This window comes from Providencia sp. PROV174, assembly GCF_028480685.1.
GTDB lineage: Bacteria > Pseudomonadota > Gammaproteobacteria > Enterobacterales > Enterobacteriaceae > Providencia > Providencia rettgeri.
The window spans coordinates 69,937-91,755 of sequence record NZ_JAMPOT010000011.1 but is presented as its reverse complement, the minus strand read 5'-3'; the positions used below and the strand labels follow the sequence as shown (position 1 = coordinate 91,755).

Here is a 21,819-nt window from a genome sequence, read left to right as displayed (position 1 = left end):
AAAGTGGAGGCAATCACATTAGTAAAGGGTTTCAGGTAAACGGAACTTTGTGAATAATCCTCCGAAGAAAGGATTATTAGACTCATCAACGAGTACTCGATAAGTCATATCTCCGCTATCAATCGTGAAACGAATATCGAATGAATTGGATTTGATATTCATTAACTTCGCACTGTCGACTAAGCGCATTTGTGCCCACGGTCCTGAGAAACTAATTGAACGAGGCGATTTATCGCCGGAAAGCGGAACTAGAGTCAGTTTACTTTCAATATTTGAACGCATCGAGTTTGGCCAAACGAGATGCGTGACATGGCTGCGGCTATGGGCATAATCAATAAGCTGACCGTCAAGATTTAAGATACTACGGCGTTTATTGCCACTTAATGAAAGGGGTTCAACTGCAAATTGTGCTTCTAAATTACCTTGTGCATTAAAGAAGGTTTCTCTTATGCGATTTGCAGTTTCTATTTGCGCTAAAACATCAGAGCGGATCAGTGATTGACTATCCCTATTATCGACTAAGTTATTTTCAACAAATAAACGTAAGTTCTGTTGATAGAAGCTATCGAGTGTGCCATTAGGTTTAAAGAAGCGTTCGAACTCACTTAATGGAACATCTTGTTTTGAGTTTGGATTAAACGGATAGCGACCAGCAATATAGGTATTATATTGTTTTACAACATTTTCATTCCATTCAACTTCCATATGTCGAATAGCTTCTTTCTGGACAACATTCCAGGCTTGTTCTGCAACTTCATCTACCCAACGATTGAGCGGTTCAGGCAATGTTTTAGCCATTTGTGATAGTTCAAATATGGCATCTTTATTATTATCATTGAGTCGCATGGAAACTGCTTTAAGTGCCGCTTTGCCCGGTACTGGAGAGTTTTGTATTCCCAACAAATATCGATGCAAATCATTCAATTTTTGATTGAGATTCTGTAAGTTTTCTCCTTGATTACTGACCAGTATTTCTGTTTGGGGTGTGAATTCTCTATCTAAACGTGTTAATAAACGGTAAGAAGGTTCTGCCATCAAGGCTTTTTGTTTCTCAATAGGTAAGTTTTCATCAATGGATGGAATGACCGTATTATCACGCAAAACTTGTAAGGCACGACGTAAAGGCTGCTCTCCGCTGATGATTTGTTCAAGAGCGATGATTTCATCTTGGATTGAGTCAAATTCACGAATTTCTAAATTACTCATTCCGTTACGCCATTGAGCGATATAATCACTGATATATTGCTCACTGATTTGACGTTGAATTTCTTTACGGTCATTCTCACTATATTGGGTATTTGATGTGAGATTGAGCACCCAAGCATCAAGCAACGTGAGTTCAACTAATTTGTCATTTTGGCGAATAAAATAGTTTAATAATCCTGAACGTGTTAAAAACTGTGGGATTTCTAATTTATCCTCATCAATAGCGGTAAAAACAGTATTAAAACTTGGGCCTATCTGATATTGCAAATTTAAAGGCGCTGAAAGTTCTTGGTTGGCTTTTAGCCGTAATGCCTGGTACACACGTTGATAAAGCGATAACACACTGAGTTCTTTCTGGGCATTTTTAATGGGGGTCGCAAAAGGCGTGAAGGCCTTAATTGCAGTCATCAGACCGTTGTCTCGTTCCGCTTTCCAATCCGTGTGTTCAAGCGCATAACGTAAGTGTGCTTTTAATAGCATTTGTTTTTCACGTTGCCCAGTGAAGAGATGGCTCCAATAATTCGCCATAAAGTCTTCAACCATGCCATTATTGCGCCCTGTTTTATCTTCTAACATGCGCATAATGCGTAAAATTTCGAGTTTATCTTCACTGCCCTTATCTGCATTATTAAGTTCAATTAAAAGCCCTGACATAATTGCGGGTAAGAAACGTTCGGTCAGTAATTGCAGATAAACTTGCTCAACTTGTGGGCCGACTTTTTGGCCTTGATACAGCCCCATATCAGAAAACAGCGCGTTTTTATCGCGGTGGTTCCCATAGGCAAGTGTCGCTTCACGCAATGGGTTGAGGACGGGAAGTTGTAAGCTACCATCAGTATCTTTTTGGACGTTATTATCTATCGTTCTAAAGGCTTTAACCTCATTAAGCACACTCTCACCGGCGCGGTAGTTTTTATCATAATAGTGATTCCAACCACTCCAAAGCGCAATTAAACCGGCAAAACTGGCCAGTGTTGTGACTAAGAGACGAGAACGGTGTTTTTTGACCCAATATTGATTTTCAGCTGCTAAATTGGGCTCACTGAAAAGGACTTGGTCAAATAAATTATGTGTAAAGTAAGGGTGGCTATCATTGATTGGCCAAGTTGTTAGTGGGGCTGTCGGTAAATGGTATTGCACGGATGCCGTTTGGCTAAAGACATCGTCTATTTGGCCAATCTGTAATGCAGAGGTGAGATAAACACCCCTTAAACAAATGTTATGTTGTTCGTTATTAATCAACAGCGCATTAATTAATGTTATAACGTGGCTCTGTAACCCTTCTATTTGACGTACAAAGCTGAATAAATCACTACGTTGATTACCTTCCGCTCGTTGTAGCATCATTTCAGGTAGCGCGCTATTCATTTGGTTAACCCACTGTAACCAGAAGTGCGTTAAACCCGTCTTCCAATCTTTTTGAGATTTAAGGTCGAAAGAAACACCCAATACTTGGTTACGTTGTTGCGCATCCAATGACTGGTACATTGAATCGAAACCACGTAATAAATCGAGCTTCGTTAATACGATATATAATGGTAGTTGACTATTAAAAGTCATTCTAATTTCTTCAATACGCATTTGCAGGTCGGCAATCAATTGGCTATTTTGCTCTTTCGTATTGGTGAGTAGGGATAAGGTATCTACCGTTAAAATAATCCCGTTCATGGGTTGTCTTGAGCGATTAGTCTTTATCCAATTAAGTAACTCTTCCCACAACCGATGATAGAGTTGAGGTTTCTCATTATGTTCATTTGGTTGAGCTAATAGCTTGCCGTTAGGAACAAAAAGAACGGCACTATCCGTCAACAAGCACTCAATATTTAAAGGCAGCTTTTGTTCATTAACGATATTGTCACTTGGCGCGATATCCAATGGATTCAGCGTATTTTTCAATAAGCTATGTTTTCCGCTTTGGTTTGCACCTAAAACAAAATACCAAGGGCGCAAATAAACAGCCTTAGAATGGCCATTTAAGTGACGAGTAAATTGAGATTTCCAATAGTCTAAATAACGATTTTGGAAGTCAATATCCTGCCTAACGGGGTCAACAACGGTTAACTCAACATCGAGTTTTAACGCTTCAAGTTTTTTTACTCGACGCCATGTAACTAAACCTATCCAACTGACGACAAGCAAAATAATAATTAGCGTAGCAAGCCAGCGTGAGGTGAGTGTACTAAATGGCATTGAGTCTTGATAAGTGAATGTCGGCCCCCACCACCAAATCCACACAATGACGAGCGCAGGGAGTAACGCTAATAAAAATAGGAAAAAGGAGGCAATTTTTGGCCTATCAGCAAAAAACAGTTTTTTTACCGAATTGGTTATGTTTGAAATGGAGAAAAACGGTAATTTCATTATTGTAGATCCCTATCCATAGTCATTGTTGTTTCTGGTATTTTGTCTGTTTTTTGAACGAGTTGTCTTACGAGGCTGGGTTCCCAATCCTCGAGTGAAAAGTGTAAAGTAGCGGTATAAAGTTGCTGATATAAGTGGGCCGCCATATAGCCCATTCCTGAGAGCTCGAATAGTTGTGCTGACAATAATTGCCCATAAAATTTATCTCTAGGCTCTATTGCAGTTACAAGGCTTGATTCAATGAGCTTCAATGCGGCTTCAAGCCCTTGTTGTTCATAGCACAGTAAAACGTCTTGCTGTAATAATGTGGTATTTGAATGAGATAATTGGCCACTCTCTGTTTGGCGACAATCTTCTAACCATTCTTTTACGCTGTCGGGGACGAAAGGGCTCATATCAGAAAAATACAAATTGACGAGGTTTGGAAGGCGAGCTAAAAAAAGACGTAACTCTTCTGCGATACCCTCCGCGACTTCTGAATAACCCAGTTTAGCTGCTGCTTGTGCTGCGAGCATGTGGCCTTCTAGCCAATAAGGCGATAGTGATAAGCTTTGCTCTACATTATTTAATAGGGAGTTTGATGGTTGAGAAAGTTGGGCTTTGTAATCCATTATGCGATCCATCGAAACCGGCGCTAAGGGGGTTTTACCTTGACGATCGGCTTGGGGCAACATTGTAATGGAATGCCAGATAGCATAACGTCGTAAGCGATAACCAACTGAACTTTCAGGCATTTGTAAACAAATAACTTCTGAAACTTGGAGTAGCGTTTGCTTCCATTGTCTTTCGTCATGCTGATTTATATTGATTGCTGGCATGACAAAGCTATTTGCTGGTGGTTGTACAGTTTCAGTAATAGGCATTGCGGCTTCTTTTGGTGCTGAAGCTAACACTATGGGCTGTTCGCTTTCTTCAATTCGCTGATAACCTCGACTCAATGCATCAATTTGTTCAGAAAGTTCAGGGCTCTGTTCATGCCAAAATTGCGCTAAATAGACAAAAGATCCCAGGATATCATCACGCATTTTGCTATTAGCAGAACGGCAAAAAATATCGTTTACTGATTCGAAGCGTTTTATAATTTGGTTCGCTAAGCGTAACTTGAGCTTAATATTCGTTGGATAGCAGACATGCCAATATTGGCGCGTAAAATCAGAAAGGATCTGCGCTGCTAAAACTAATTCTTTAGGTTCACCTGCATGCTGTAAGGTACGTAATAAGTGAACGATTAAGCGGAAATCCTTTGTCTGTGTTTCAAGCAACTGCAAACACCGACGTTGAATTTCTTTAACGTCTAATAGGCTGTGACTGAGAGAGCCGAATTTTATCATTTCACTATCGATATACTCCCAGTCGGGGTCACTATCGTTCACAGCACTACACACTAGCTGTTCATCAAGATGGGCAAGTAACTGTTCTTTCCAAGAATAAGGGGTATTGTTTGTCATTATTTTTACCAGTGGCAAGCGGCTCTTAATGGTTTAATTTCTTGGGACATCCCTGAAATATTGAACGTTAGTTTTTCGTTATTAGTTAATTTTAAAGTCAATTTCTCGCCATTTAATAAACGCTTGATTTCATCTATGCCTGGTAAACCACGGCTTGATTCCAATACATAGCCATTTTCGCGTAAAAACCATTCTGCAGTGAATTGCGTTCTATCAGTCGAGACCATGACACTGCCTGCATGTTGTTTATTGGGTAAAATAATCTGCATACGGGTAATGTTGTCGATGCAGCTCAACATGAGAACAGGGCGCGGAGGTTGAAAACCAATGGCTGGGATAGTCATAATGACGGGGTAATCACCATTTTCAGGTACTGAGACTAAGAAACCCGCACTATTTTCGACACGTTTCATTTCGTGTTCATAAGCTTGGCGCCAAGTTTTCCCCATTTGAGCAAGATTAGGTGAAGTATTTGCTGCAGGCGTCGAGGACAGCGCTATTTTGTCATAGCAATCTAAGCGAATAAGCTGAGAAGATTCTAGACGACACTGGGTGAGTTCTTCAGCGATCTTCTGGCTAATATTGCTTTCAGCTTTTCCAGACAAAGCGAAGAAAACTAGCATCAAAGAGCAAAAAAAGAGTTTCAGTATTTTCATTTTATACTCCGTACTTCTTCAATTTATATATCAGCGCACGCTTAGATATGTTGAGGTGTTCTGCCATTGCGTTGATATCTCCCTTTAGCTCTCGCCGCTTGTTTAATAAAATTTCTTTTTCATAGCTCTCTACAGCAGCCTCTAAATCATTAATATCTTTTGGGTTATTTGTTATTGGTTCCATACTTGTGATTGATGCCGTTAATATGTTTAAGGCCTCATTGAGGCTGACTTCCTTTTCTTTCTGCAACTGATTGAGATATTGCAAGTGCGAAATTTTTTGTTGCGTATTGGCCAATTCAAGAATGCGTTTTAATTGCTGATGAAAAAGCTCGCAATAAATAGGGAAAATGCCTTGCTCAAAATTTTCTAACTCTTTGGCCTGCCCTAAAAGAATAATGGCACCGCATGGTTTATGGTTCAGATCATGCAGTGGTAAGCTATACAGCCCAGTATTAACAGGAAGCTGCGAAATAAAATCACGTAATGACGCGTTATTAATGTAGCTACCTTGCTGTAAATTCTTCCAAAATGTGGGTTCACCCTTTAATACAAGTTGAATTAAAGGGTGATCGGCATCAGTAATATCAGTGTCTAAAAAATGGCTTTGAACTTGGAGTGAGTGGTCAATGTTCCAGCTTTCTAATCTATTTTCGGTTTTATTGACCAATGAAATAATTAGCCCGCTGAATACGCTACGCGAAAAACTATATGTCAAAAATTGAACGGCTAGCGCTTCTACGTCATGGCACTCAAGAAGAGCAAGTGCATTTTTTAGTCTTGCTTTCATTTTTCTTTGTTAACCTCCGCAATAAATTCATCATTTTCCGTTGTTAAACGAATATGGGAGATGGTTTCATTACGGGCACTGAATTGAAGGAGCAACAAAGAAAGAGGCGGTAATAAGGCACCGTCAATAATTGATTCTAAGATACGAGCACCATTTTCAGCGCGAGAAGCTCGACGTAAAATTTCATTAGGGACGCTTTCTTCTAACTGGATTTTTGCATTAAAACGTTGTTTCAATAAGATCATAAGACGCGTCAGCTTACTATCAACAATTTGCCGTAAAATATCAGCCGAAAGAGGTAAATAAGGGACAATTTCCATGCGGGCCAGTAGGGCGGGTTTAAAAAATGTGGTGAGCTCAGGATAAAGTGCATCTTGCAGCTCATCAGGTTTGTCCGCATACGCGGTAATCACATGGTCACCTAAATTAGACGTTAGGAAGAATGCGATATTTTTACAGTCAATGACTCGTCCTTCACCATCGGCTATCTCGCCTTTATCAAATGCTTGATAGAACAAATTTAGAACGTCTGGATGGGCTTTTTCGACTTCATCAAGTAGTACAACAGAATAAGGCTTCTGACGAATAGCTTCTGTTAATATCCCCCCCTCACCATAGCCGACATAACCTGGTGGCGAACCGATGAGACGAGATACCGTATGCTTTTCTTGAAACTCAGACATATTAATAGTCGTTAGGTATTGAGTTCCACCAAACATTAATTGTGCAATTTGGATCACGGTTTCTGTTTTACCGACACCACTTGGCCCTGCCAATAAAAATGCACCAAGAGGGCGACCTGGGCGGCGTAAATCAGCGCGTGCCGTTAACAAATGTTTATGTAAGCACTGTATTGCTAATGATTGCCCTTTAATGCTTTCTTCTAAATAGCTGGGAAGGTCTGTAACAATAGATAAAGCATCTTGCGATAATCGGTTTAATGGTACGCCTGTCCATTCTGCGATAACGGCTGCAATTTGTTTTTTATCGACGTGTGGCGAAACAAGCAAATGTGTTTCATGTAGTTGAGCAAGTTGCTGGTCTAATGTTTGCAATTCCTGTTTCAGCTCATCAACTTGGCAAGTTTCTTCAGGTTGGGGCTCAGTATTCTCATCGTCTAATAACGTTGAGCGCAAAGTAATAATTTGCGAAACAAGCGCTTGTTGTTGTTCCCATGCTTGTTGTATATCGGAAGCTTTTTGCTCAATCTCATTTGCTTTTGATGCTAATTCCTCAAGGCGTTCTGAGTGATTATCCAAGCCAAGATGATGTTCTCTTTTTAATATCGCTGTCTCCATCTCTATTTGCTGGAGATCTGTTTTTAATGAAGAGAGCATTTTTGGCGGCGAAGATAAATTGATCGCTGCCCTTGCACATGCAGTGTCTAATACGTCAATGGCTTTATCAGGTAATTGACGTCCTGAAATATAACGCTCACTGAGTTCAGCACTGGCTCGAAGTGCTTCATCATCGATAAAAACATTATGTGCTTTTTCATAAATAGCGCGTAAACCACGCATAATGATAATTGCGTCCGCAGATGTGGGCTCTTTAACTTGAACTAACTGAAAACGGCGGGCTAGCGCAGCATCTTTTTCGAAGTATTTTTTATACTCGCTCCAGGTGGTTGCGGCGATTGTTCTCAATTCACCGCGCGCTAATGCAGGTTTCAATAAATTGGAAACATCTAGGCCACCCTGTTGATTACCTGCACCAATCAATGTGTGCGCTTCATCAATGAATAGAATTATGGGGTGAGGAGATTGAGAAACTTCTTGCATGATGCCTTTAAAGCGTTTCTCAAATTCACCTTTAACCGCTGCACCAGCTTGCAATGCACCTAAATCTAAGGTTAGAAGTTCACATCCTCTTAATTTTTCAGGGATTTCACCGGCGATAATACGCAATGCGAGGCCTTCAATAAGCGCGCTTTTTCCAACGCCTGGTTCCCCAACGACGACAGGGTTATTTTTCCGACGGCGGCAAAGGATATCAATCATAAGGTCGATTTCATGATCGCGACATAAAACAGGGTCGAGCTCATTATTTCGAGCTTGTTCGGTCATGTTTTGCGTAAATTTTGCTAACAATGAGTCCGACGCGATTTTGCCGTTATTTTGAGGTGCTTGTTCGTCAAAAGGCGATTCAGCAGACCCCTCTGTCCACTTATCAAAACTGAGTTTTAATTGCTCTCGATTAACTTGCGAAAGCATGTCTGCAACCGGTTTTGGGAGGTAACGTAACGGCATTTGTAATAATGTGAGAAAGAGAACACCTGAGCGAAGTTCACTGTGGTTGAATTCTGTCGATGCAAGTAACCAGCTGTCTTTCATCCACTCTACCAATAAAGGAGAGAAGCTCGGATAGCTCTGTGTAATGGCTTGATGAGGTGGAATTTGAATATCTAATAATTCTGACAGCTTATTAATATCCAAAGTGCTCTTCTGGCTGATTAGGCGAATGTCAGTTAATGGCGTTTCAATGAGTTTCTGAAGAAACTGAGCAATCGTAATTTCAGGTTGTTGATGGCTTACACAGTAGGCTGCTGCGCTTTCTAACGCATGCTTAGCAATCGGGTGTAATCGGTTAACAAGTGTTGAGAGATCAATTTGGATCATAATGCGTCCTAGCCGAGTAAAGTATTAAGTTGTTCCACAATTCTGAGTGTTTGGTAATTCAGTTGGGATGAGTAAATCTGATAAATAATAAATGCTAATATTGCCGCACCAATGATGATGTAACGTACGCCTAACCGCTTACCTAAACGGTAGCGGCTCTGCTTGTTATCCCCTTTTTCAAACAGGATAATCGGTTTTGCATCGCCTTTAAGTTGTTGTATTTGTTTTTGTAAGCGTCTAAGCAAATGGTTGAATTCATCATTTTGCCCCGCAGATACTTTGTAACGACCTCGGTATCCAAGACAGAGACAAAGGTAGATAAACTCAATGAGGTCGAGGTAACGTTTGGGCTCACCTAATAATCTTTCAATTAAGATAAAGACCTTTTCGCCACCCCATGACTCATTATGAAAGTGGACAAGTAATGACTGTTTTACCCAGCCATTTTCTTGATCCCAGCCCAATCCAAGCGCTGTTTCATCAATGAAAGTGCACAAGACATAACGAAACGAAACAATGGCCCCAGGCTCGTAACCTTGTATTTGCAGTTGCTGTTCAATAGACGTGATGTCCATGACCACTTGCTGGTAAAGTTTCTCTGAAAGTGGCGTTTCAGACATCGCTTTCATTCGTAAAACCATACCTAAAAGTGGCGTTGCAGCATCGATCATTGGGTTAATGTTGTTACCCCTAAGTGGGATTTGGTAATTCTTCTGTGAAATACCGCTATCAACATCGTGATTAAGCAAAATATTATCAGTCATAGAGTGCTCCATCTCTTATTGCCCATAACTGAATATCTAAATCAGGGAAATTGCCAGAAACGTGGAAGGCGATATTGCCATCCTGCTGGATCCCCTTCCATTCATTACCTTGTTGATCAAAATGGAAGTAGTTATACCCAGAATGATAAGGTAATTGCCGTGGAGCAGTTGAAAGAGGGGATAAAGGGACCCCCGGTATTTGAACACTGACCAAGCTACGAATATTATTTACCGTGGTCACTTTAGTTTGCTGTGGGAACTGCCGGCGTAGTTGTTCCTGTGGCATCTGTGACTTAACTGCAATAATAAATTCCGCTTTTTGGAGCAGTTGTTTGTCATGAATAGTCGCCACTCGAATACCGTGTTCTTGGATTTGTAACGGAATAGGAATTGCACGCGGCGTCAAGACAACACTTAATGCTTCACGGATACTTTTTATTAATGGGAGAAAACTATCTGTTAAATCAAAGTGCTTATATTTTGCAATGGTATCGGGTAAGCGAGACGAATTCGTGAATGTTTGCAGCTCGCCACAAAGTTCCAATAAATCCCGAAAAAGCTTTTCAGGGTGAATGACTGGCTCTTGCGCATAATGTGAATAAAGTGGATAGGTACGGTTGAGTACTTGTAGCATCATAAATTCAGCGACATCCGCAACACCTTGCTGGCCAGGGGCACCAATTCGGGAGGCTATTTGTTTACCTCGTTCATACAAAGTGCCTTCAATCTCAGTAAGAAATTCATTGAGTAATAGCGATGCCCGAATATTCAGGAGGCTTGGAATATAATCGTTATCAAGCGTTAAGCTTCCGTTGGCATTACGTTCTCTAATACGGCATATGGGCAATGCCACGTAAGCGTCTAAGCCACTTTTACCTTGCTTGAGGATAGGGTTTAATCGTGCAACGTGGATAGTACTTAAATCACCATTTTCAGTATGTAAATCACGAACATTTTCTGTACTTTCACTATAACGTGAAAGTAAACGGCTCCCATTATGCTCATTTGAGATTTCACCAACGTTCCCATTAGCTAAAGGAAAGGCAAGGTAGATGACATTACTATCACTATCAGTAATGTTTTTTATATCAATTGGTTGTGGTGATAAATCTTGGTTTGGAATAGAGAAAATTGTGCCGTCTGGCATAACGCCAGAAGCTTCTTGAATACCAATACGACCTAACGAATATAAATCGTTACTTAACGATAACGTACTGAATCCCCAAAAATGAGAGATAAAGCTCTTTAAAATACTTTCAGTAACGTAATCTTGATGACGTTGCTGTTGCTGAAAATGTTGAGGTTTGATAAATAGCCCTTCACGCCAAATTACTCTATTTTTAGTCGACATATTAATCATCCTCTTCTTGTCTAAATTCGATTTCGTTTTCTCTAATGTGAGCTAAAATAAAGTAGTGTCGTCCTTTTCCTCGGGCTTTAACTATTTTTTTCCATTCCGCATTATCAGGGTCTGAATAATAGGCAATAATGCCGATATAACGATTAGATGCCTGTAGTGTCATCGTCGGGAAGGGCTTATATTGGCCCGGCAAGATAGTGTAATCTTGGTGGTCTATATAATTTTTCTTCAGAACTTTCTCTAAGTCCCCATCTTTAGCTTCTATCTGGTCATGATCTAAAGAGCCAAATAAAGAATCTTCATTAAGATAAACAATTTGGATATTTATCGGTGCAGCTTCATCTTCCTGATTAGGATTAATATAGGGTTCAGCGAGGATGGTTAAATCAACAGTGGATGGCTGATCTTTTGGATAGCCAACGGGAATCGACGGGTCCAATAGAATTTGCCCCACTTTTGACGCTGTCTGTAACGTTTTACTGCACCCACTCAAAATGAAAAATGAGGCAAATAACAGTAACACTGAGAAAGTTCTAAGCTGCATTTTAAGCTTCCTCTAGGCCTTTTCTTAATGCTCGGTCATAAGCATGGGAATAAACTTCATAGAATAATTTTTCAAAACCCTGCTGCCGCGATGAAGAAAGCTCTTTGTAATAGTTACTGTACATTTCCCATGCCCAGCCATCAGTCATTGGCGTGTTATCTGAAGCACGTCGGTATTGGGAAAAACGGTTTAATAAATGTTCTGGAGAAAAAGCCGCAAGCATTGTTGCTAAAGCTGTCGATATCGCTTCTTGATTTGCATGGTAATGTAACTGCATATTGTGCAGACTTTCAGTGACGGCGGAAGGTGCTGAAAGGTGAACAGGGCTACGTTCATCTGTAAACATCAATTTCATCGTATCTTCATAACTACTGTTTAGACGTAGCGGGTTATCTTCAATAGGGCGAAGTTGCTTATCCTGTAAACTCTCCTGCTGTTGCTGCAAAGCGAGTAAACCTTCAACAGCAGCTTTCATTGTTTTACCGAGCTCTATGAGAAAGTCATTAGCTTGTTGAGAGCTCGCTAAATTAAGATGGATACCTAAACCATTCATGAGAGGGTTAATGGCAACATGATCAATATCGGTCATGTGTTCATCTTCGAAAGGTGTAATTTTGGGTAAATCAATAAATTCTTGTACCATGGTATTCTCTTGATTATCTGATATCGCAAGGGCAGGTGAATAAGAGAGTGGGTCACTCAATAAAGAAGGTTCTGAGACGACGGATTGACTCTTAGAAATTAAACTGAGATTTTCATTTTCTAGCGCTTGTAAGGGATCTGTAGTGAGAGCACCTTGAACAGTTGGAACAAATGGGGACTCTTTGTTTTCATTATTTACCGTATCAATATCAAATAATGAATCTAAAGGATTATGATCTTTTGCAACAATAGATTGCGGTGTCGCTGCCATCATATTTTGTACAGGCTGCCCAGTTAAACTAATATTAGTTGTAATAACCAGTTTGCCCACTCTAATTTGATCTCCTTGGGCAAGCTTCACCGCATCAAGATGTAACGGTATAATCGCGTGATTAATGTAAACAGAGCCTGAGTTTACTTTTAAGCAAAAATGCTGATCTTTCCAGAAAACAGTAAACTGGCTGGCAGAAATAGCACCATCACCGTCTTGAATTTTCCAGTCACATTGATTGCCACTACCAATTAGGCCGCCATGTTGGGTCAATGTTGCACTCGGTAGGTAACCACTTTCTAGTTGTTCACTATTCGTTATGCTAAATGAAATTGTTGGCTGATGTTTATCCATGTCTTTTATTCCAATACCGTAATGGTGACACTTGGCTTTTTAGCCGGTTTCCCTAAAAAGCTTTGCCAACCTAATTGGTTATGATTTTTTTTACCTAAACAGAAACCTTCAGCTTGATCTTCGGCAATACTAAGACGTAAATCCCAAGCTAATTGCTCATGAAAAATGTAAGAAACGAAGGCGACGAGAGGAGCGAAATCACTACCGTTAGGTAAAAAACGCATATAACGCTCTATAGTTAACTCACTAATTTCTATAGTGCATTTTCCGTTGCAATCATGTATGTGAGATCCAAGACTAAAATTTTCACCTAATAACATTCGAGGGCGAGATTTTTGTCCGGGTTGATGAGAAATAATACCTAACTTATTTTGTTGTGATTCTGGGATAGGAACACGGCGCGTTTCCCAACCAATAACCGATACATTTTCTAAGTCAAAACAATGGGATATTAGACTGCTAATGACATCTGCTGAACGGCTCGGACTCGCTAAAAGCCCTGCATAAGCGAGCATTTTGCTGTGATTGATTTTAATCTGTCCGCGATTAACTCCATTTCCTAAACCAACAAGAGAAAACATATATTGGGAGAAGGGATCTTGGCCTTCATTCTCAAAACAGATGTAGTAGCGATATTTCCGCCAGATACGATAGAGCAATGAGAGTAATCGATGATTAAAGATATTTAAAAAATCAGAAATCCCTGGGATTTGCTGTGCATCTTCCCAAGCAAATTCATCAAGGTAATAACCAGGAAGTGGTGACTGGCTTCCTTGTAGCCCGAGAAAAGCAACTTCTAGTTCATATTGATGAGTGGCATTTTTTTCAAAAGACACGACATCTCTCGTTGGGAACGCAACATTAGAGTGTGATTTAAAGCGAATAATATCGCTACTATCACGAGTGATATCCATGTCTTGATGAATCATTTTATTTAATAATTCAACAAGTTGATAAAAATTATACTCTGTAACTGATGGGCCAGCTTGTTCCAGCCAGCGATCGATTATTTCAGTATGTGCTGGTTGATTTGTGCTGGCCACTGATAAATTTCCTTATTGTCAAGGTTAAGAACCTCTAACTCATGGAACATATTAATGCTGGTATACAAGGTAAAAAATTGAGCAATAACAGTGCAAAACAAGAACAAGCTTCCCTCAGAAAGAAAAGCGTTCTGACGTACTACCAAGGTTGTTTTTAAACCACGAACTGGCAGCCCTTTGTAGATACGTTCGATATGCTCTGAATGTAAATCAACTAATGCATCTAAACGCTTTTGGGATTGCCTTGCGGTCTGATTGTCATAAACTGAAGGTAAATCATAGAGTTGTAATATTTTTTTTAATGAATCTAGGTTCAGTAAAGATTGATAATTTAGGGATAAATTAGTTAGTTCTGACCAATACAACGTTTTATCGAGCAGTGGGTATAAGGGAACTGTTGGTTTGAATAAATTTTTAGCTGATAAAGCCCCATAAGGCATAAATGAACGGTCTAAATCAATTGAGCGTGTAGATAACTGGGATGCGATATAGCGATTAGTACAATTGAGCGAAATCGAAACCGTTTCTTCACATTGTTGTAATTGGTGTTCGTGTTGACGAACAAAAGAAAGCCGATGGGCGTAACCATAGGTACGCTCTTTTTGAGTTATTTTTAAACGATAATATCCATCATTTTGCTCGTGATGGTTTTGATGATAAAAACTTTCAAATGCGGTATAGGTGACCGGGTAAGCTTTAGCTTCAGATGGATAGCGTAATCCATAAACTTCATTAACGGAAAAAATATCAAAACAGTGGGCGTATTGGTAATTAGGGCTTAATACATATTCCTCATCTTTTCCTGTGAGATTGATTGCTTCACTGTCAGCACGGAATAAATTCACTATGGGAGTGCAATTCAGTTTAATACTATCGTTATGAAGAATAACCCCATCGGGGATTTCTTTATCAAAATTAATAACAAGTTTGAATTGCTTGGTTTGGATAGCTAAGGGAATATCATCCATTCCTTGAATATCCAAAAATAGAAAGGCTTCAGGAAAACAGAAAAACTCTTGTAAGATGCGGTAGCCATCATAACTATTTTTTGGGTAAGGGAGTAATGCATCCTGTTTTTGAAAACCGACAGGTTTCACTGCAAACTGGTTAAGTGGCAATACATGCTCATCTGTGACTAGTGAGGCATTCTGTATATGCTGACTTAATAAAAAATAAAGCTGATTTGTTGTAAATGGAGAACCATTTAAATAAAAACATAATTTATTTAAACCAATGTTTGCGAGAGGTTGTATTCCATCCAATTCAAATGTTATTTCAATGGCGGTTGTTCTTTGTAAAGTTTGCGTAATTTTCGCTGGTATTAACCAGAGATCACGACTTTGGCTAAATCGACATTGAAATAAAGTTTCTTGGTTGGTATTTTCATTTTGTACATAAATAGGTGTTGCATTAAAGAGTTGGCCTGCTGAAATTTTTATCGCGTGGTGGCATTCAGAATAATTAGGCTGGTATTCAACAATTGTCATACTAGGCACAGGACGTGCGTAATTTGGCCATAGCATATTTGCTAAGCTATTGGTTAATTCAGGGAAATGCCTATCGATTTGCTGCCGTAAATTACCCGATAAATATGATAATCCGTCGATAATACGGGCACTATCAGGATCTTGAATTTTATTGGATAACAGATTAACAAGCTGCGGTTTTTCTTGCGCAACTTGTTCTGCCAAATCCTTTAAGTATTCTGATTCATTCGTAAAATAGTTTTTTGATGACATAAGAGTGTTACTTTAACTGATATCTACGATTACTATCCAAATACATATTAAACTCAATGAGTTGCTGTTGATTATCTAAGTCAATACAAGCATTAATACTGAATTGTAAAGATAAACTATCTGCATCATTTTCAATGAATTGCACATCAACACTTGTGATCCTAGGTTCATAAGTGAGGATGCAACTTGCAATGCTATTCTCTAATTCGGTTTTAAAATCAACCGCAGATTGAGTCGCATCATTTAAATCAGGTATCCCTAGACATGGTGAGCCTTGGCAACCATTCGGCCGACTATTCAGGACATAATTTAAATTTTGTTTAATTGATTCAATGAGTGTATTTGTGCGTGAACGAGAGGAAAAACTCACATTTTTCCTCTTAATTCGATCGAATAAGCTGGCTCCGCTGTTAGGGGACCAGCCATGATTGAATGACATCACTGTTACTCTTTATCAAGGCGACCAACAAGTGATAATTCAAAGTTTGCGCCCATATACTTGAAGTGTGGACGAACTTGAATTGCGACTTGATACCAACCTGGATCACCTTCAACATCAAGCACTTTAATTTCAGCTGAACGAAGAGGGCGTTTACTACGAACATCTGCTGGCGGGTTTTCTTGGTCCGCAACATATTGTTTAAGCCAGATATTCAGTTCACGCTCAAGGTCTTGGCGCTCTTTCCAAGAGCCAATTTGCTCACGTTGTAGCACTTTAATGTAATGAGCTAATCGGTTGATAATAAACATGTATGGCAGCTGGGTTCCTAATTTATAGTTAGTTTCTGCCATTTTACCCTCTGGGGTATTTGGGAAGGTTTTGGCTTTTTGAACTGAGTTTGCAGAGAAGAATGCCGCGTTATCACTACCTTTACGCATTGTTAGGGTAATAAAGCCTTCTTCTGCCAGTTCAAATTCTCTACGATCAGTAACTAAAACTTCGGTTGGTATTTTAGTTTGTAATTCACCCATCGCTTCGAAAATGTGTACAGGGAGGTCATTGACGGTACCGCCACTTTGTGGGCCAATAATATTTGGGCACCAACGGTATTGTGCAAAACTATCATTGATACAGCTTGCGAGTAAGAATGCGGTATTACCCCATAAGTAGTGCTCATGGTCTTGTTTAACATTTTCGGAATAGTTAAACATTTTCACTGGGTTTTCTGTTGGGGAGTATGGTAAGCGTAATAAGAAACGTGGTGCCGTTAATCCTAAGTAACGCGAATCCTCTGCTTCTCTCAGAGAGCGCCACTTCGTATGTGCAGGGCCTTCGAAGACAGATTTAAGATCTTTAATCGCAGGTAATTCAGCATAACTATTAATGCCGAAGAAATTAGGGGAAACAGATGATAAGAATGGCGCATGTGCCATCGCTCCGACAGTGCTGACATATTGCATTAACTTCATATCAGGCGCTGTGTTGTTAAATGCATAGTTCCCAACAATTGCTGCAACTGGCTCGCCGCCAAATTGTCCATAACCTGAAGAATAAACGTGCTGATAAAAACCAGACTGAACAATTTCAGGAGAAAATTCAAAATCTTCTAATAACTCTTCTTTTGTTGCATGAAGAATATTGATTTTGATATTTTCTCTAAAATCAGTACGGTCAATGAGTAATTTCAGGGAGCGCCATGATGCTTCAATTTCTTGAAATTTAGGCGCGTGAATAATTTCATCAACTTGGGCGCTTAGTTTGTTATCAAGCTCAACCAGCATTTTATCAATTAATAATCTATTGATTTGTTGGTCTTCTGATTCATTTGCGAAAAGATTACTAATGAAAGCAGCAACGCCTTGCTTTGCAATATCATACGCTTCAGTCTCAGGTGACATACGTGACTGAGCCATGATTTCATCTAAAAGAGAGCCGTTAGATGCTGGGGCTTGTTGGCCTAGAGCTTCTGTATTTAGTGACATGAAATAATCCTCTATAAACATTATTTTTGATTAGCGGCAATATCGAGTTCTTTTAGAAGTTGTTCGCGTGTTTCTTTATTTTCAAGTAATTCTTGAAGACGCTTTCTAAAAGCAGGGACATTGCCTAGAGGACCTTTTAATGCAACTAAAGCTTCTCGTAATTCAAGAAGTTTGTTTAACTCAGGAACTTGGCGAGCAATATTATCTGGTGAAAAATCTTGCAGAGATTTTACATCTAGATTGACATTAAGCTCAGAATCACTGGTGTTTTCAAGTGTATTACGGACGTTGATATTTAAATTAATACCTGCACTTTCCATCACTGAATTGAAATTGTTTTGATTTATTGAAATTGCTTTTCGTTCTTCTATGGGAGTATCTTCAGTTTTACCTGTCATATCTCCCACAATCAGCATATTTAAGGGAAGTTCAACTTCAGCCTGAGCTCCACCTGTATTAGGTGTGTATTTGATATTAATTCTTTCTTTAGGGGCAACACTACCGAGATTTTTCTTACTCATTTAAGTGAATCTCCTTGTATGAGTATACGATAACTTCTTAATTCCATAAATTAAAATGCCTAAATTAAAAATTAATAATAAATTTAGAGCATACACTTCCCTACACAGCATAAATTCTGTGTTAGGATTTTCTTTCCCAGTAAGGTGTTTAAACGAGCAATTTGTATATTTTATTTTTTCAGTTTTTTTATGATATACAAATTTAACTTAGGATCAACAAGTAAATTGTTATCTAAATATGATTTTGTGATATTGGCTTTATAAATCGACTCTATCTATAGTTGCTTTTTGATGTTTATTGCTGCCGCTAATCATTTAAAGTGTATTTACAGTTTCTATGGTCGTTATTTTTATTCTTACAATATGGGCTATAGGTATTTTTAACATGACAAAGAATGTGGATTAGTGAAATAAATATAAAAAGTCTGTGATGTGAATCTATTTATTTACAATATGTTACATATTGACACGTTTTTGTTGAATAATTTAATATTATTACCTATTTAATGTTATCCAATAAAAATTAGATTTATCTTATTGTAGGCTTATATGACATTCATGGGGTATTCTATCTAAAGGCTCCTGTATTGATAGGGGAGGAAAATTTAAATTTTGGCATGATGGTATAATAATTATCTCCTCACACGGTAAGAAATGAAACTGTAAATTACATGAATCAGAATAACTGGGAAGTTTTACTTTCTTTCTAAATAACTTGATTTGGTTCGCTGGAAGAATAGTGGGTGAAATTGATTCAGAAAAATTCACTTCCTTTATTATAGGCGGATCATTTACTACTTGCCATTCAACGGAAAGTGTTTCACCAATTTTCCAAGAATTAGGAATAAATGAGCAACATTCTCCTAGTACATCAAAACCTATGAGGCTATTTACAGTAAACCATTGCATATGAGTACCACTCACATGATTTACACCATAAATTCTACCTGTTTGGATTGAGCTTTGAGGATAAAGCAGATAACTTAGTAAACCTAAATTCAGGATGAAAATAAATATTATTCCTTTAATAATCATGCTAGTAAAGTCCTTTACCAATAAGCGAATGATAGCTTTGAGAATGCAGAAGTTTATATAATAAAAGATAAGTTAAAAGATATTTAGTTTAATTCTAGAATTAAACTAAATTAAAATACAACAACTTTTGTACATAATACGAAAATTTTTAACAAAATAACAATTAACTCTTTATTGTAGTAATTGATGGCATTTATGAGGTAAAAGATAAATTTTTATAATTTACAAAACCAAAATATTTTGTTACTTATTACGTTTTTATAGTAAGTAAAAATATACTGAAAGAGATTAAGATAATTGTATTAAAAAATAACTGTATGGTTACCTTCAGTTTGTTATCATTTATTGGTTTTAGAAAAATTATGAATAAAAATCAAATAGAAAAAACGCATAACTGCCGAAATCATCGAGCGTCTTGGTCTTTGAAAGAAATACGTTATGTGGAAAAACACTACGGGAAGAAAAAAACACAAGATATTGCAAATAAGTTAGGCCGTACAGCTGCTGCGATACGTCTACAAGCAAAAAAAAGTGGATGCAAACAATTCCGGCAACTTCCTTGGACTGAAGAAGAAAAACAGCTAATTTCTATTTCCTATTTGAGAGGAGATGGAATTAATGTATTACGAAAGCATTTACCTCACCGCTCTAAACGGGCCATATTTGCGATGGCTGAAAGTATGGGATTACTTAGTCAGCGTCGGTGGCGACAGTGGGAAATTGATATTTTAAAAAGGGATTACGGTACAGAAGGGACTAGTGTTAAGAAGCAACTTAATGGTCGAACTCAAGATGGAATAAGGCAGAAAGCACGGTCGTTAGGATTAGTGTACAGTGGAGATTTATCAATTAAAAATTCTTGTGCGAAAAAATAATCTATCAAGATAAATATGTGTATTATTTATTTTCTAGTAATAAGGATAGGCTACTCAGATCCAGATAGAGAAGAACAAGTTGGTAAAATGTACTCGGTCAATATAAAAATCTTAATAATACCCAGTATGCGCGTACTGTATTTTAAAAGCGGATTCAACTCTCAACATACATTGATATCCGCCATAAAAATTCTTAAACCACACTCTCGTTAGAGATACTATACCCAGACGTTCCAGCCATAATTTGAGATGTTGTGATATCACGATATCTGATTGTTAACCGTTCTTCTGGCTCAATATCATTACGTAAGATGTTATTTGGGCACTGATGTGTGTAATCAATAATATAAGCGTCATTTAATTTTACTGTGAAGTATTTTTCTATCCCACCATTTTGCGCGGTGCGGTAATACTCGAAAAGTAAATTAAGAGGCTCATTATTTGAAACTGCAACAAGTAAAAGAGGCGATGACTTATCAACAAGCTTTGTAAATTCGATAGGTTGATGTGCTAAATTTTGGGCTCTAGATACTGAAAAGTTTAATTCTGTGACGAATATTACATCTTTCTTACCTGTTTGATAACGATTGCCGATGGAATCTAATGTTCCACAACCCCGAGAAATCAGACCTTGCTGTTTCCCTTCTAGTGTTAAATAGATTAAATTAGCCATTAGTAAGTCCATTTGTAGGAAGATTTAAGTTATGCTAAATAATAAATTTATGTTTGTCACGTTATTCCTATGTTTATGTAAGCCAACTTTTTCCTATGCAACTTCAGTTGAAGAATGCGTTGCTGATGCAAAAAGCTTTACTATTTGTCAGAAATTAGCATCGAGTGGTGATGAGAATGCATTGATGACCATGGGGTATTTTTATGAGCGGGGAGTGGGGGTTGAAAAAAATATCCCTGAAGCTGAAAAAATATATCAACGCTTAGTGAAACAAAATAATAAAGAGGGGTTTAATCTTTTAGCGAGATTAAAAGGGGAGCAAGGAAAAAAAGAGGAAGCGATAGGTCTTTATCAAAAGGCAATTAACCTTGGTTCACCATCAGCACGCTATAACTTAGGAATATTATATCGAAATAATGGTGATTATATTCGTGCGAAGGAACTGTTTGAATCAGCAGTTAATATAAGCCATTCCAGTAATGCCATGATGAGTCTAGGAGATTTGTATTTTGATGGTTATGGCGTTGAACAAAATATGGAATTAGCTGAAAAATGGTATAAAGAAGCGATCCAAATGGGAAATGATACCGCAATCACTAGGTTGGCTACTCTATATGGCGAGATGAGTGACTATAAAAAAGCGATGGAGTTGTATAATATTGCGATATTAAAGGAAGATCCTGAAGCTATGAATTATATGGGTTTACTATATAAGCATGGACTAGGAGTTGAAATAGATTACCAAAAATCGGTTAACTTTTTTGAAAAAGCCGCTCGTTATAATAGTATAACTGGCCTTATTGATTTAGGCTTAATGTATGAAGAGGGATTGGGCGTGAAGCAAAGTTATGCTAAAGCCATTGAATTATATGAAAAAGCATATCAACTAGGTTATACGGATGCACAACTACGAATCGATTTCTTAAAAAAGAAGTTTATAAACAAATGTAAGCAGTAATTATATTTATTGATATCAACGTAGCTGGATTTAAAATA

At 38.3% G+C, this 21,819-nt stretch carries 18 protein-coding genes; 2 read left to right on the top strand and 16 right to left on the bottom strand.

Features of this window, described 5'->3' with window-relative positions; genetic code table 11:
- Positions 1-18 precede the first annotated feature (18 nt).
- The 15 genes from tssM to PSE60_RS11285 all read right to left on the bottom strand — a co-directional run bounded on the left by tssM (position 19) and on the right by PSE60_RS11285 (position 19,275).
- Complete coding sequence (gene tssM / locus PSE60_RS11355; RefSeq protein WP_004908038.1) at positions 19-3,567, bottom strand: type VI secretion system membrane subunit TssM; 3,549 nt, start codon at positions 3,565-3,567, stop codon at positions 19-21.
- Positions 3,567-5,015 (bottom strand): type VI secretion system protein TssA, encoded by a 1,449-nt coding sequence (tssA, locus tag PSE60_RS11350; protein ID WP_272665476.1) that lies wholly within the window; start codon positions 5,013-5,015, stop codon positions 3,567-3,569. The genes tssM and tssA overlap by 1 nt, the downstream gene beginning before the upstream one ends.
- 5 nt (positions 5,016-5,020) lie before the next feature.
- Positions 5,021-5,671: a type VI secretion system-associated protein VasI gene (gene vasI / locus PSE60_RS11345; RefSeq protein ID WP_004908040.1), complete on the bottom strand. Its 651-nt coding sequence runs from the start codon at positions 5,669-5,671 to the stop codon at positions 5,021-5,023.
- 1 nt (position 5,672) lies between these two features.
- Positions 5,673-6,461: a helix-turn-helix domain-containing protein gene (locus PSE60_RS11340; RefSeq protein ID WP_004908041.1), complete on the bottom strand. Its 789-nt coding sequence runs from the start codon at positions 6,459-6,461 to the stop codon at positions 5,673-5,675.
- Positions 6,458-9,079 carry a type VI secretion system ATPase TssH gene (gene tssH / locus PSE60_RS11335; protein ID WP_004908042.1) on the bottom strand — a complete coding sequence of 874 codons (2,622 nt, stop codon included), beginning with the start codon at positions 9,077-9,079 and terminating at the stop codon, positions 6,458-6,460. The genes PSE60_RS11340 and tssH overlap by 4 nt, the downstream gene beginning before the upstream one ends.
- A gap of 8 nt (positions 9,080-9,087) precedes the next feature.
- Positions 9,088-9,843 (bottom strand): type IVB secretion system protein IcmH/DotU, encoded by a 756-nt coding sequence (gene icmH, locus PSE60_RS11330; protein ID WP_004256004.1) that lies wholly within the window; start codon positions 9,841-9,843, stop codon positions 9,088-9,090.
- Positions 9,836-11,194, bottom strand: coding sequence for a type VI secretion system baseplate subunit TssK (gene tssK / locus PSE60_RS11325; protein WP_004908045.1), 1,359 nt, complete (start codon positions 11,192-11,194; stop codon positions 9,836-9,838). The genes icmH and tssK overlap by 8 nt, the downstream gene beginning before the upstream one ends.
- Before the next feature lies 1 nt (position 11,195).
- Entirely contained in the window at positions 11,196-11,747 is a 552-nt protein-coding gene (gene tssJ, locus PSE60_RS11320) for a type VI secretion system lipoprotein TssJ (protein ID WP_004908047.1), read from the bottom strand.
- Between the two features lies 1 nt (position 11,748).
- Positions 11,749-13,014 carry a type VI secretion system-associated FHA domain protein TagH gene (tagH, locus tag PSE60_RS11315; RefSeq protein ID WP_004908049.1) on the bottom strand — a complete coding sequence of 422 codons (1,266 nt, stop codon included), beginning with the start codon at positions 13,012-13,014 and terminating at the stop codon, positions 11,749-11,751.
- Positions 13,015-13,019: 5 nt separating this feature from the next.
- A complete protein-coding gene (tssG, locus tag PSE60_RS11310; RefSeq protein ID WP_004908050.1) occupies positions 13,020-14,057 on the bottom strand; it encodes a type VI secretion system baseplate subunit TssG in 1,038 nt (345 codons plus the stop codon).
- Positions 14,021-15,796: a type VI secretion system baseplate subunit TssF gene (gene tssF / locus PSE60_RS11305; protein ID WP_004908052.1), complete on the bottom strand. Its 1,776-nt coding sequence runs from the start codon at positions 15,794-15,796 to the stop codon at positions 14,021-14,023. Before tssF ends, tssG begins: the two co-directional genes overlap by 37 nt.
- A 7-nt stretch (positions 15,797-15,803) precedes the next feature.
- Positions 15,804-16,235: a type VI secretion system baseplate subunit TssE gene (gene tssE, locus PSE60_RS11300; protein ID WP_272665475.1), complete on the bottom strand. Its 432-nt coding sequence runs from the start codon at positions 16,233-16,235 to the stop codon at positions 15,804-15,806.
- A 5-nt stretch (positions 16,236-16,240) separates the two neighbouring features.
- Entirely contained in the window at positions 16,241-17,719 is a 1,479-nt protein-coding gene (gene tssC / locus PSE60_RS11295) for a type VI secretion system contractile sheath large subunit (protein ID WP_004908056.1), read from the bottom strand.
- A 20-nt stretch (positions 17,720-17,739) separates the two neighbouring features.
- A complete protein-coding gene (gene tssB, locus PSE60_RS11290) occupies positions 17,740-18,240 on the bottom strand; it encodes a type VI secretion system contractile sheath small subunit (protein WP_004908059.1) in 501 nt (166 codons plus the stop codon).
- Between the two features lie 534 nt (positions 18,241-18,774).
- On the bottom strand, positions 18,775-19,275 hold the full coding sequence (locus PSE60_RS11285) for a DUF3304 domain-containing protein (RefSeq protein ID WP_004908061.1): 501 nt from the start codon (positions 19,273-19,275) through the stop codon (positions 18,775-18,777).
- A 440-nt stretch (positions 19,276-19,715) separates the two neighbouring features.
- On the opposite strand from PSE60_RS11285, the gene PSE60_RS11280 reads away from it, so the two are divergent.
- Positions 19,716-20,150, top strand: coding sequence for a hypothetical protein (locus PSE60_RS11280; protein ID WP_238563127.1), 435 nt, complete (start codon positions 19,716-19,718; stop codon positions 20,148-20,150).
- 193 nt (positions 20,151-20,343) lie between these two features.
- Here PSE60_RS11280 and PSE60_RS11275 read toward each other — a convergent pair whose 3' ends face one another.
- Positions 20,344-20,823 (bottom strand): Hcp family type VI secretion system effector, encoded by a 480-nt coding sequence (locus tag PSE60_RS11275; protein WP_004908065.1) that lies wholly within the window; start codon positions 20,821-20,823, stop codon positions 20,344-20,346.
- A 31-nt stretch (positions 20,824-20,854) separates the two neighbouring features.
- On the opposite strand from PSE60_RS11275, the gene PSE60_RS11270 reads away from it, so the two are divergent.
- Positions 20,855-21,781: an SEL1-like repeat protein gene (locus PSE60_RS11270; protein WP_109911636.1), complete on the top strand. Its 927-nt coding sequence runs from the start codon at positions 20,855-20,857 to the stop codon at positions 21,779-21,781.
- The last annotated feature ends 38 nt before the right edge of the window (positions 21,782-21,819 follow it).